This is a genomic window from Natrinema salinisoli, assembly GCF_020405205.1.
Lineage (GTDB): Archaea > Halobacteriota > Halobacteria > Halobacteriales > Natrialbaceae > Natrinema > Natrinema salinisoli.
Window position 1 is genome coordinate 2224117 of record NZ_CP084469.1, and the last position, 12452, is coordinate 2236568.

At 64.8% G+C, this 12452-nt stretch carries 13 protein-coding genes; 7 read left to right on the forward strand and 6 right to left on the reverse strand.

Features of this window, described 5'->3' with window-relative positions; all coding sequences use genetic code 11:
* Positions 1-41: 41 nt before the first annotated feature.
* Entirely contained in the window at positions 42-1190 is a 1149-nt protein-coding gene (gene citZ, locus LDB05_RS11040) for a citrate synthase (protein ID WP_226004043.1), read from the reverse strand.
* Positions 1191-1541: 351 nt separating this feature from the next.
* On the opposite strand from citZ, the gene LDB05_RS11045 reads away from it, so the two are divergent.
* Positions 1542-2747 carry an MFS transporter gene (locus LDB05_RS11045; protein ID WP_226004044.1) on the forward strand — a complete coding sequence of 402 codons (1206 nt, stop codon included), beginning with the start codon at positions 1542-1544 and terminating at the stop codon, positions 2745-2747.
* Between the two features lie 37 nt (positions 2748-2784).
* On the opposite strand, the gene LDB05_RS11050 is transcribed toward LDB05_RS11045, so the two are convergent.
* The 4 genes from LDB05_RS11050 to LDB05_RS11065 all read right to left on the reverse strand — a co-directional run bounded on the left by LDB05_RS11050 (position 2785) and on the right by LDB05_RS11065 (position 7687).
* Positions 2785-3159 (reverse strand): VOC family protein, encoded by a 375-nt coding sequence (locus tag LDB05_RS11050; RefSeq protein WP_226004045.1) that lies wholly within the window; start codon positions 3157-3159, stop codon positions 2785-2787.
* Positions 3160-3264: 105 nt separating this feature from the next.
* Complete coding sequence (locus LDB05_RS11055; protein ID WP_226004046.1) at positions 3265-3924, reverse strand: helix-turn-helix domain-containing protein; 660 nt, start codon at positions 3922-3924, stop codon at positions 3265-3267.
* Positions 3925-4054: 130 nt separating this feature from the next.
* Entirely contained in the window at positions 4055-5299 is a 1245-nt protein-coding gene (locus LDB05_RS11060; RefSeq protein WP_226004047.1) for a Coenzyme F420 hydrogenase/dehydrogenase, beta subunit C-terminal domain, read from the reverse strand.
* Positions 5300-7687, reverse strand: a complete 2388-nt coding sequence (locus LDB05_RS11065; RefSeq protein WP_226007900.1) for a rhodanese-like domain-containing protein — start codon at positions 7685-7687, stop codon at positions 5300-5302. It lies immediately after the preceding gene.
* 438 nt (positions 7688-8125) lie between these two features.
* Between LDB05_RS11065 and LDB05_RS11070 the strand changes: the two genes are divergently transcribed.
* Complete coding sequence (locus LDB05_RS11070) at positions 8126-8320, forward strand: cold-shock protein (protein ID WP_226004048.1); 195 nt, start codon at positions 8126-8128, stop codon at positions 8318-8320.
* Between the two features lie 212 nt (positions 8321-8532).
* Here the strand turns inward: LDB05_RS11070 and LDB05_RS11075 are convergent, their stop codons facing one another.
* Positions 8533-8895: a cell division protein SepF gene (locus tag LDB05_RS11075; protein WP_226004049.1), complete on the reverse strand. Its 363-nt coding sequence runs from the start codon at positions 8893-8895 to the stop codon at positions 8533-8535.
* 193 nt (positions 8896-9088) lie between these two features.
* Here LDB05_RS11075 and LDB05_RS11080 point away from each other — a divergent pair, with 193 nt between their 5' ends.
* The 5 genes from LDB05_RS11080 to LDB05_RS11100 all read left to right on the forward strand — a co-directional run bounded on the left by LDB05_RS11080 (position 9089) and on the right by LDB05_RS11100 (position 12429).
* Positions 9089-9856, forward strand: coding sequence for a DUF1028 domain-containing protein (locus LDB05_RS11080; RefSeq protein ID WP_226004050.1), 768 nt, complete (start codon positions 9089-9091; stop codon positions 9854-9856).
* A 198-nt stretch (positions 9857-10054) separates the two neighbouring features.
* Positions 10055-10387 carry a DUF7344 domain-containing protein gene (locus tag LDB05_RS11085; protein ID WP_226004051.1) on the forward strand — a complete coding sequence of 111 codons (333 nt, stop codon included), beginning with the start codon at positions 10055-10057 and terminating at the stop codon, positions 10385-10387.
* Positions 10388-10437: 50 nt separating this feature from the next.
* The gene (locus tag LDB05_RS11090) at positions 10438-11229 is read left to right on the forward strand and encodes a TrmB family transcriptional regulator (RefSeq protein WP_226004052.1); all 792 of its coding nucleotides are present in this window, start codon (positions 10438-10440) and stop codon (positions 11227-11229) included.
* A 65-nt stretch (positions 11230-11294) separates the two neighbouring features.
* Positions 11295-11600 carry a HalOD1 output domain-containing protein gene (locus LDB05_RS11095; RefSeq protein WP_226004053.1) on the forward strand — a complete coding sequence of 102 codons (306 nt, stop codon included), beginning with the start codon at positions 11295-11297 and terminating at the stop codon, positions 11598-11600.
* A gap of 160 nt (positions 11601-11760) precedes the next feature.
* Entirely contained in the window at positions 11761-12429 is a 669-nt protein-coding gene (locus LDB05_RS11100) for a helix-turn-helix domain-containing protein (RefSeq protein WP_226004054.1), read from the forward strand.
* Positions 12430-12452 lie beyond the last annotated feature (23 nt).

Consider the following 12452-nt stretch of genomic DNA (forward strand, 5'->3'; position numbering starts at 1 on the left):
GAGTGACGAAAAAACGGACGAGGGACGCGGATGGAGGGCAGTTACCGGTCTTCCAGCGGGACGAACTCCTGATCCTGCGGGCCGGTGTAGCGGGCTCGCGGGCGGATCAGGCGGTTGTCCTCCTGGTACTCGAGGACGTGAGCGATCCAGCCGCCGACGCGGCTCATGGCGAAGATGGGCGTGTACATGTCGATCGGGATGCCGAGCTGGTAGTAGACCGAGCCGGAGTAGAAGTCGACGTTCGGGGCGATCCCCTTCTCGACTAAGCCCTTCTCCTCGGTGAGGAACTGTTCGATGGTGGTCGTGTAGTTGTACCACTTGTCCTCGCCGTTCTCGGCGAGTTCCTTGCTGCGCTCCTGGAGGATCGCCGCGCGGGGGTCTTTGACGTTGTAGACGCGGTGGCCGAAGCCGGGGATGCGCCGGCCTTCGGCGGTCGCCTGCTCGACCCACTCGCGGTGGTCCAGCCCGCTCTCGTCGATCTCGATGAGGACCTCCATGACGTCCTGATTCGCGCCGCCGTGGAGCGGCCCCGAGAGGGCGCTGATGCCGCCGGTCACGGCGCTGTAGATGTCGGCCATCGTCGAGCCGATGACCATCGAGGTGAACGTCGACGCGTTCAGCCCGTGGTCGGCGTGCAGGATCAGGGCCTGATCGAAGGTTTCGGCGGCGATGTCGTCGGGCTCCTCGCCGGTCAGCATGTAGAGGAAGTTGGCAGCGAGACCGAGATCGGGGTTGGGATCGACCGGCTCCTCGCCGAGTCGGTAGCGCTCGAAGGCCGCGAGCGCGGTCGGGATCTTGGCCGTGATGCGACGCCCCTTCCGGAGCGTCGCGTCGAGATCCTCGGGATCGGCGTCGTCTTCGGGTTCGTAGGCCGAGAACATCGAGACGGCAGTCCGGAGGGCAGCCATCGGCCGCTCGTCGGCGTCGGCGAGTTTCTCCATCGTCTCGAGCACGTCGGCGTCGACCTCGCGCTCGTCCATGAGCGCGTCGGTAAACGGCTCGAGCTCGTCCTCGGTCGGGAGGTGACCGTGCCAGAGCAGGTACAGCACTTCCTCGTAGCTCGCCCCGCGAGCCAGATCCTCGATCGTGTAGCCGCGGTAGATCAGTCGACCGGCGTCACCGTCGATCGAGCTGAGCTCCGATTCGGCAACCAACACGCCCTCGAGCCCTTTCTTGAGGTCGTCAGACATAGTCGTGGATTTCGGACGCCAATGGAAAAGTATTATCGTTTGGCCGGTGCCGCCGGTCGGCACATTAGATGTGTTTGTTTTGCCGCTATCTCGAACACGTACGGGTGGTATTTTGCCGTTCAAACGAACACATAGTCAGTCGATACCCGGGCCAGTTACTGTAATCGTTTTTCGTTGAGATTCACTCGGATACGGTATCCGGTTGGAAGACCGAACGGACGCTGCGAGCGCCTCGTATTGAAACCCGAGAAAACGCCGGCGAGGAAAACGGTGCGGCGGACTCCGTGCTGGCCGCACTCGCGCCGTCCGCCGCCACTCTTTTTGAACCACTTCGCCAAGAGCGACCGGGTGATGGATCGGTCCTACTGGCGAACGGTGTCGCTCGTCACGACGTGGCAGATCTCCGCGAGCATCTGTTATTACGCGGTCTTCGCCGCGACGCCGTTCTTTCGCGACGCGTTCGGACTCTCCCGGTTTTCGGTCGGACTCGTGGTCACCACGCTCACCCTCGGCTACGCGCTCTTTCTGCTACCGTTCGGGGCGTTGACCGACCGATTCGGCGAACGACTGACGCTGACGCTCGGTCTCGTCGGCCTCGCGACGGGGACGCTCCTCGTCGCGGGAGCGCCGACGTACGCGCTGTTGCTCGCAGCAGTGTTCGTCCTGGGGTCCATGTACGGAACTGCGATCCCCGGGACGAACAAGGCGGTCTTCGATGCCATCGACCCGGGCCGCCAGAACTTCGCGATGGGGATCAAGCAGGTCGGGGTGACCGGCGGAAGCGGTATCAGCGCGCTCCTGGTCACCGGCCTCGCGGGGCTCCTCTTCTGGCAGGCCGGTTTTCTCGTCGCCGCCGGCGTCGGTATCACCGTCGCCATTGGCTTCTACCTGCTCTATGCGAGCGACAGCGACGGTGACGCCGCCGACTACCCCGATTTCCGAGCGCTGCTCTCGAACCGGCCGTACGTCGTGTTGGCGACCGCCGGACTTTTTCTCGGCGCAGCCCTGTTCACGACGACCGGGTACACCGTGCTGTACGTCGAGGAGTCGATCGGGGCGTCCGTCGGGTTCGCCGGCGTCGTCCTCGCGCTCGTCCAACTGTTCGGCAGCGTCGGCCGCGTACTGACCGGCTGGCTGAGCGACGTCCTGCCCGGCGAACCCCGCGTCAGAATCGGGTTACTGCTCGTCGCGCAGTCGCTGGGCAGCGCCGTCATGTTCGTCGTCGTCGCCTCGACGACCACCGAACTCGGTGCCGCGATCGCGTTCTCGGCCCTCGGCTTCTTCGTCCTCGGCTACACCGGCGTCTACTACTCCGTCATGGCGACGCTCGTCCGGGCCGACGAGATGGGCGGTGCCACCGCAGGCGGCCAGCTCGCGCTCACCAGCGGCGCACTCGTCGCCCCGCCGACGTTCGGCTACCTCGCCGATACGGTCGGCTACCGCGGCTCCTGGCTCTTCCTGGCCGCCGTCGTGACGATCGCGGCCGGCCTCCTGATCCAGGTCGTTCGGACGCAGCCGACCGTCGCAGACCCCGCCGCAGCCGAAACCGAAACGTAACGATCGCAGCGGTAACTCCCGCCGCGTCTTCGGTGCGTTACTCGAGTTCTTCGACCAGTTCGACGACGTAGCCGTCCGGATCCTCGACGAACGCGACGCGAACCCCGAGGTCGGCCATCGTCGTCGGCTCGGTGTGGACCGCCGGATCCTCCCGTTCGACCAGCCGCTCGAAGGTCTCGTCGGTACTGTCGACGCCGACCGCGACGTGAGCCATCGATCCCGAATCGATTTCCGGCCCGCCCTCGGGGTCGTACTTGAACTGGAACTCGCCGTGTTCCCCGCCGATGTACACGTTTTCGACGCCGTCGTCGGCGGTGAACGACCAGTTTTCGTCCAGTCCGAGCGCGTCGATGTAGAACTCGCGCGTCCGCTCGAGGTCCGATACCCACAGGGCCGTGTGAATGACGTCCATGGCCTGTAAAGAACGCCGGCCGTCAAAGGGCTACTGGCACGGCTCGAGGAGAGTGCGATTCGAAGGGGCTCGTTCGGTCCGGTGTCGTCGCGACGGCGCGGCTCGCTACTGGCGTCGGTCGTCTTCGAGAATCGCGTCCATCAGCTTCGTCTGGGCGGCCGCCAGATGTTCGGTGAACGTCGACCTGGCGACGCCGAGTTCGTCGGCGACGTCCGTCGCGTTCGCACCCTTGGGATAGTCGAAGTAGCCCATCTCGTGGGCCGTCTCGAGGATCTCCCGTTGTCTGCTCGTGAGTTCGTCCCTGTCGACGACGACCGGATCGGCCGAGCTATCCTCGTGATCCTGTGAGAGTTCCTCGACGATGACGCCGTCGAAGTACGCGCGCAGTTCGTCGACGATCTCGGCGATTTCGGCCAGCTCGAGCGTGCGAAAGGAGAGGAGCAGCGAGCCGTTCTGGGCACGGACCGACGAGAGCGGGGTTCCCGTTCGCTCGATGATTTCGCAGGCGCAGTCGGCCGTGCCATCGCGTTCGAATCGGTAGATCGACTCCCGGTCGTTGGACTGGACCGGCGTCAACTCGACGTCGTACTCCCCCTCGATCGAGGCGTCGGCGGAGACGCCGAACTCCTCGACGACCGTTCCGTCCGCCGTCGTCTGCGACGACCGAGAGACGGAGTCGACCGGTTCGTCGGCACGCGCGGAGACGTCGGCCACCGGACAGTCCCCCGGTTCGTCGACGACGACCGTTGCACGAAAGTCCGTCATATCGGTCCGTACGATGACACGCAGCATAACAGGGGGCGAGAATTCCCGCCGGATGAAAATTCTTCACACGGGTGGCGCACCGATCAGCGGACCGCCGACGGGAGCGGTACGACAGGCCTCCGCCGGTCCCTCAACACCACTCCTCGTACTGGTGGACGCGGGCCGGGTTCAGCGGTTCTGGCTCGCGATCCGTCCCGTCGTACGCCTCGCGGTGCTCCTCGTACGAGATCCCAACGGGCTCCTCGGGGTCGAACTTCCGCGGGAGGATCGATTCCGCGTGTCGGCGGTTCCAGTCAGCCAGCTTCTCGAGGGCCGCCGGGCGATCGATCGCCGTCGTCTCGAGCTCGGTCGCGGCCTGCGTCCACGCGGCGTCGCCGGTCTCAGTGCGGACGATCGCGGTCGTATACCCGTCCTCGCTGCCGACGTTGCCGACGCTGATGTCGGCCGCGTCGCCGACGAAGTCCGCGCACTCGTCGCAGCCGCGCAGTCCCGCCGCGTCGAACGTGTCGACGTCCGCCTCGAGGAGCGTCTCGCCGGTGTCGTCGACCGCACGGAGCCGTCCTTCGCTGATGTCGAGCGTCTCGACGGCCGCGGGATCGACGTCGAACGACTCGAGGCGCGAGAGCAGGCGGCTGTGCTCGAAGCTACGGGTACACATCAGGGCGAGCGTGAGCGCGATGGGGTCGGCCGGCTCGTGGTCGTAGCGGTCGAGCGCGGTGGCTCCCTGGATCATACACGGAGTACCGACCAGCGCGAGGTCCGGATCGTCGGACTCGATATCGCCCTCCGCGAGCAGCGTCTCGATCTGGCCCAGCCCCATCGTCTGATTGTAGATGCTGCCGCCGGCCGCGAGCAGGTCCTCGCGGGAGGTCGCCAGGAACGCCTCGCCGCGGAGCGGTTCGTCCTCGCGCTCTCGGGCGACGATCGCCCCGTCCAGCTCGCCGGCCTCGATCAGTTCCGCGAGAAGCGCGGTCACGACGCCGCCGTCCTGACCGGTAGCCGCGGCTTCCTCGTCCGCCCGCGCGGCGTAGGTGGCCGGCTCCTCGAGCCCGCGTTCCTCCCGCGCGAGCTCGAGGTGACGCTCGTATCGAAGCCCGCTGCGGGGACAGAAGTCCCAGCAGCGCGAGCAACCGGTACACATCTTGACGAGGGTGGGTCGCCCCTCGTCCTCGTCGATGCCGATCGAGTCGGAGGGACAGGCGGCGACACAGGAGGCACACTGGATACAGCGGTCGGCCTCGATGACGGCCTCGTCCAGATCGCGGAACCAGATCTTGCCGGGGGCTTCGGCGACGTCGCGGTCCTGCTCGCGCGGATCGTTACCGACGCCCTTGACGCCCTGCTGAGGGACGCCCGGCTTGTGTGTACCGCTCATTCAGCTCACCTCCGTGCCGATCGCGGGCGGGTCGCGCGCCGGCCGGTCCGTGACGATCTCCCGGAGATCCGCGTTCGACGTGCGGCGAGTCCACTCGGTGAACGACTCGCCGGGCTCGCTGTCGGCGTCGTAGGCGCGCATCGTCGCTTTGACGACCCCAGGGACGTCGTCGATCGGGATCTTCCCGACGAGCCAGTCGATGAACTCGTCGTTCCCGAGGTCGCCGCCCAGACCGAGGTCGGCCGCGCGCCCGGCGTCGTAATCGTCGCGGTAGACCTCCCCCCGCAGGCCGAAATCGCCCAGCTGCGGTTGCGCACAGGACGCCGAACAGCCCGACATGTGGATCCGGATCGCCTCGTGATCGTCGGCGATCCCGGCCGCCTCGGCCCAGTCGTCCAACTCGCGGGCCCACCTGATCGCCCGGTTCTTCGTCTCGATGATCCCGTAGTTACAGAACTCCCGCCCCGTGCAGGTGACGATCCCGCGCGTGAACGGCCCCGGATCGGGGCTGTACCGCTCGAGGAGCGGGTCCTCGAGAATCGCTTCGAGGCCGTCGTCGGTCAGATGCGGCACGAGGACGTTCTGGTTCGGCGTCAGGCGCAGTTCGCCGTCGCCGAAGTCGTCGCTCAGGCCGGCGAGGGCGGCGAACTCGTCACCGCCCATTCGGCCCGTCGGGACGTTCAGACCCACGTACGAGCGGCCGTCGGCTTGCTCGTGGACGCCGACGTGGTCGCCCCGGTAGTCCATCGTCAGGGTCTCGTCGGGTTCGACGAACGCGAAGTCGGCGTAGGACTCGAGTTCCTCGCGGAACCCCTCGGGGCCGAACTCGGCGACGAGGAAGCGCAGGCGGTTGACCGCGGTGTCGAGGTAGCTGCCGTGGTCCACGAACAGGTCGGCCATCGCGGCAACGAGGTCGTCGACCTGATCGGGTTCGACGAACAGATCGATGTCGCTCGCGACGCGGGGACCGTCGGAGAGCCCGCCACCGACTCGCGCGACGAACCCCTCGCGGCCGTCTTTCCGGGCGGGCGTCAGTCCGAGATCCTGGATGCCCGAGCGGGCGCAGTCCTCGTGACAGCCCGTCACGCTGACCTTGAACTTCCGGGGGAGGTTCGCGTAGTGTCGATCGCCGAGGAATCGCTGACTCACCCGTTCGACGACGGGTTGGATATCGACGGTTTCGTCGGGATCCAGTCCGGCGGCCGGGCAGCCCACCACGTTGCGCACCGAGTTCCCGCAGGCCTGCATCGTCGAGAGCCCGACCGCGTCGTAGCGGTCCCAGATTTCGGCGATGTCCTCGATTTCGATCCAGTGCATCTGGACGTCCTGGCGCGTCGTCACGTCGAGGTAGCCGTCGCCGAAGACGGGGTTCTGGTCGGGTCCGCCGTACGCCTCCGGAGCGCGGGCGAAGTCGTCGGCCACCTCGCCGATGGTACGAGCCTGTTCGGCAGTGAGGATACCGCCGGGAGCGCGGGTCCGTAGCATGAAGTATCCCCGCTGCTTCTGGTGGTAGAGCCCGATCAGCTTCAGCCGACCGAGCACGTCCTCCCCCAGGTCGTCGACCATCGCCTCGAAGCCGCCGTTGTCCGCGTAGTGGCGGACCTGCGCCTGCAATTCGACGGGGTCCCACTCGGGCGCTTCGGCGCGCACCCAGTCGGTCAGGCTCCCCTCGTAGAACGAGACGTCCTCGTAACCCAGGTGTCGGAGGGTGACGAACGTGTGACTGAGCCGTCGCGCCGTGTTGCAGTAGAGGACGATCCGTTCGTCGGGCGTGAGCCCGCGCTCGGCGAGCAGTTCCTCGAGCGTCGCTTCGTCTCTGAGTCGGCCCTCCTCGAGCAGGTCCTCCCAGTCGAGGTGGACGGCACCCGGAACCCGCGACTGCTCGTACTCGGCGGCGGTACGGGTGTCGACCACGACGGCGTCGCCCTCGACGGCGGCTTCGACCGTCTCGCGGTCGGCGATCGGGGCGTCCGCTCGTAGCTTCGCTTCATAGGGAGTCGGATCGGGAGACGGACGGTCCGTGCTGAGCGATCCGTCCTCGCCGTCGCGCCACGCCTCGAGGCCGCCATCGAGCAGCGAGAGGCGGCCCTCGTGGCCGTAGACGAGGGCGGTCAGCAGAAACCGAGCCGCGAGCGCGCCGCCGTCATCGCCGTAGGCGACCACGGTGTCGTCGCGCTCGATGCCGGCCGCGGACAGGAGGGCCGCGAAGTCGTCGGCGGTCGGAAGTTTGCCGTCGGCGACGCTGCTCGGATCCCGAAACCGATCGGCCGGGACGTTGACCGCACCCGGAAGGTGTCCCAGTTCTTCGTAGTCGCGTTCCTCGCGGACGTCGACGACGACCACGGACTCCGCGTCGCAGTGGGCCTCGAGCCACGACGGCGAGACGATGTCGAGCTCGGTACTCACGGGCGATCACCCGCGTCGTGATGGTCGGTATCCCAGTCCAATCGCGGCTCGAGCGGAACCCGACTCCCGCTACTCTGTCGGATATCCGATACTGTCTCGGTCATATCGTAGCTGGCGATAGTGACCGAGACCCCTTTCAGCTACGCGTACGGGTAAGCAGTACCGTAGCTCCCGAACGACGGCAGGCGGCCGTCGGCGTTGGTGACAATCTATTTACCCTTCGTATGGACCGCCTTTATTCGTCGCTCGAGACGGAACGAACCGCTGGGAGGTCCTGACGGGAGAACAGCTGCTGACGGGGATCGTCGGGGAATACGGCAACAAATTCCGGAGAAACGGCGAACCGGAAGCAACGCCGACGGTCGTGGTACCACGACCCTCGGAAGCCTTATCCCCGAATCGACCTTACGTTTGTTTGTAATGGCAGAAGGTAACGTTGATTTCTTCAACGACACAGGCGGCTACGGTTTCATTTCGACGGACGACGCGGACGACGACGTTTTCTTCCACATGGAAGATGTTGGCGGTCCGGACCTCGAAGAAGGCACAGACATCGAATTCGACATCGAGCAGGCCCCCAAGGGTCCGCGCGCAACGAACGTCGTCCGACAGTAAGTTCGACGTCAGTTCGTCGCTTCTAGCGACGCTCGACTCACAGTTTTTATCGACACAGTACGCTCACACCAGCGACAGCGACTCGTCTCGTCAGTCACCGCTACCGTGAGTGTCTTGCAGAATTCGACGGATGCTCGACGACGAGCGGTCTCCGGCCGCCGAAGCGGCACGCGGCGCTCGGAAGTAGACCACGACGGAGACGGAGGGCCGATCTAGAGCTTCTGGCCGAGTTTTTCGCGGCTGATACGGACGCCGGTCGGGACGATCAGGATCTGATCGTCTCCCTTTCGGACGATGTCGCCGTCGACCTCTCGAGCGACCTGTCGGAGTTCGTCGACGATGTGTTCGACGGTGCTGTCCTCGGTTCGCAACCGCGTGATGTCCGCGACGACGATGTCGCCGTCGTAGACGGCGTCTTTGATATCGATCGCGTCGGCCTGACCGCTGACTTCCGCGATGTGTACCTGCATCGCTGCCTCGGCGGAGGCCGTCGAGACGTCATCGATGTTCAGTTCGGCGTAATCCTCGACCGATCTGGACTGGTTCCCGCCGAGAATTTTGCTCATGAGTCCCATTGGCGGTATCCACCGCCGCCGCCAGTATAGTTCTTACGTCAGACACAGTCCCGTCCCCGATACCCTCCGGAACGTCGAGGGGTCGCGGCCGCGATCGAACCGGTCGCTCGGGACGCGCGACAGCGGGTCGTCGATCGCCGAGCCACACCCGTCGTCCGTAGACTTTTGATTTCGTGAGACCTACGAGCGAGCGATGACGTTCAGCATCTGTGTTCGCGAAGACTACGAGACCGAGGCCGGCGACCAGCACCGTCGGTTCGGCGTCGCGGTCACGACGCGGCTGCCGGGCGTCGGGACGCTCTGTCCGTTCGTCAGCGAACACGGTGCCGTCGCGACCCAGAGCCTCGTCAACGTCGACCTCGGCGAGCGCGGGATCGCCTACCTCGACGACGGACTGGCCGTGGACGACGCCCTCGAGGCGCTGCTCACCGCCGACGACGGCTCGCCTCAGCGGCAGCTCCACGGGGTCGATAGCGAGACGACCTTCGCCTTCTCCGGCGACGAGTGCGTCGAGTGGTACGGCCACCGCGAGGGCGACCACTACACCGTCGCGGGGAACATGCTGACCGGTGAGGGCGTGCTCGAGGCGACCGACGACGCCTACGCGGCGAACGCCGTCCACGACACCGTCGATCCGTCGACCGGACCGAAGGCCGTGACGGAGGACACAGACACCGATCCGCTCGCGAAGCGCCTGATCGACGCGCTGGCGGCCGGCGACCTCGAGGGCGGGGACAAACGCGAGGAGTTGTCGGTCCAGAGCGCGGCGGTGGTGGTCGAGACGACGGAGTCTCACGTCGTGGAACCGCCGTACAACGACCTGCGGATCGACGCGACCGAGACGCCGATCGCTGATCTGCGGGAGACCTACGAGCTCGCGACGCGGGGGTATCGGGACACGCTCGCGCAGTACGAGGGCGCGTACGAAGCCGACTCGCTGGCGGAATCCGCGGATCGGTAGCCCGCTCGAGGCGGGAGCGTCGGAGAATCGGTCGCGGTCGCTGTCGGGTAATCGGTCGACGAACGGTCAGTAGCGGAGACGGGTGTCTCATCCGTTCGTCTCGGCGTCAGTACTTCGATCCTGCCTCTCCAAATGTGATCTTTCGAGTAAACGAGGGGGTTAATCGCGAGCCCCTTGTTTTTGCTACGAGGTCCATCAATGTCCGAGGAAACCCAATCAGTCTCGGCCGAAACGGCATTACGGGTAGTGGCAGATCCGTGTCGGCGATCGATTCTCTCCCAGTTGATCGACAGCGAGGAGGTCGTGGTTCCGATGAAGACCCTCGTCGATCGCATCGCTCCCGAAAATCCCCCTCCGGAGGCCACTGGAGCTCACGCTACTTCCCTTCTTATCGACGTCCATCACATCCATCTCCCGAAACTGGCGGCTGCCAACGTGATCGAGTACGACCCGCGTGCGAAAACGATCCGGTATACCCCGGACGAGCGCCTCGAGCGAGTGCTCCGATTCGTCACCGAAGAGCTCGAATAGCGAGTCCGAAACGGGCAGGCCTTTTTGTCCTCAGCAAGCCAATTGTTACCATGGTGAGTTTTGAGGAGGAGCAGGCCGAAGCCAAAGCGCTCGACCGGTTGCAGGACCTCGGGCTGTCCACGTACGAAGCTCAAACGCTCATCAATCTCCTCCGCCTCGGGACGGGAACCGCACAGGACGTCACGCAAATCGGCGGTGTGCCCCGGACTCGGGTGTACGAATCGGCGGAGCAACTCCACGAGTTGGGATTAATCGACATCCAGCACACGACGCCGCGAAAGTTCACCGTGATCTCCGAGGAGACGATCATCCGACTGCTCAACCTCCAGCGCGAGAACACGATTACCGAACTCGCGGAGTGTCTGGAGGAGATCGGCCCCGCCCAGCCACAACGCGAACAGTTCGGCGTCTGGACGGTCACCGGACGGGACGCGGTGTCATCCCGCGTCGAGGAGTTCATCGCCGACGCTGATGAGCAGATCGTCTACATGACTATCGACGACTTGCTCACTGACGAACAACTCGACGGGCTTCAGGCTGCCGCAGAGCGTGGTGTCGAGATTCACTTGGCGGGGATTTCCGAAGACGTCCAGGAACGTATTCAGGAATCGGTACCGGAAGCCGAACTGTTCGAGACCCTCTGGGAGTGGGAGGAGACGCCCGCCGGAAGCCTCCTGATCACGGACGAAGAGACGGCGCTCGTGAGCGCGCTCGTGGACGACACCGCAACTACCGAAGGGATCGAGGAGACGGCGATCTGGGGTGCCGGCGAGCGAAACAGTCTCGTCGTCGTCCTACGGGCGATTTTCACCTGGCGACTCGACGGGAACCAGCCGTCGTAAGGCGACCCAGATATTCACCCGGGAAATCACACTATGCTTATCTCCGTAGACGCTATGCGAAGAGTATGGGAGGGGAACGAGATCGGGACGGGGGCGGGCGATCCACTAACTCGCGCGAGGTACTATTCCGGCGAACGTACGATTGGTCAGCCACGGCAGCGAGTACGGCTATAGTCGCTGCCCTTGCAACCCTCGAAGCGGTCGATCCGACGGAGTTCTCCGACGTTTTCGGCGCTACGCTGTACGATTTCGTCGAGCCCGAAGCGCTGGACGCGCTTGCCGATAGCGAAGGGGGTGTTACCCTGTCGTTCCCGGTCGACGACTATCGGGTGCGGATCGACGGTGAAGAGTTGACGATCAGTCGCCAGTGAGGTCGCTACCGACCTGCTCGGGATCACTAGCACGCCAGTCTCCGTTAGTACAGGATACCAACATATCGAGTCGGTGCCGAACACGAACCGCGAGATTCGTTCGTGATTTAGTTGAGTGGTCCCGTAGAGGTATTACGCACAGGGAACAACGGATCGGATAATGGCTACGGAGGCTTCCTTTACGGTTCCATCGGACGAGTTCCCGCTGGGGACAGTGTTCGAACGACTGCCGGATGTGTCGGTCGAACTGGAGCGGATCATCCCCGCTCAAGACGTGGTGATTCCCTACTTCTGGGTTCGGGGAACCAGAGTCGACGACGTCGAAGATGCGTTCTCGGAGCATCCCGGCGTGAAGCGAATTCAGTTCGTCGACTCCGTCGAAGACGAGCATCTGTTGCGCGTCGAGTGGGCGGTGGATTACGACGACGTGCTAACCACGCTGACGGAGACGCAGGTCGCGCTCATCTCAGCTGTCGGGACGGACGAGCAGTGGACGTTCGATATTCGTGGTGACGCCCATAGCGATATTGCTGATTTCCAATCTCGTTGTCAGGAATTGAATATCTCGATCACGCTCACGGAACTGCACGCGCTCACGCCGGTCGAGACGGGTACCGAGGCGGCGCTGACCGACACCCAGCAAGAGGCGCTGGTACTGGCCTACGAGCGCGGCTACTTCGAATCCCCGCGCGAGACGACGATGGAAGAAATCGGCGACGAACTCGATATCACGCAACAGGCCGTCGCATCCAGACTCCGGCGCGGAATCAAGCACATCCTTGGAGAGACAGTATCCGACATATCGGCTTCCTCTCGACAGAGGACGTAAAAGCGTCTTGGATGCTAAAAAGT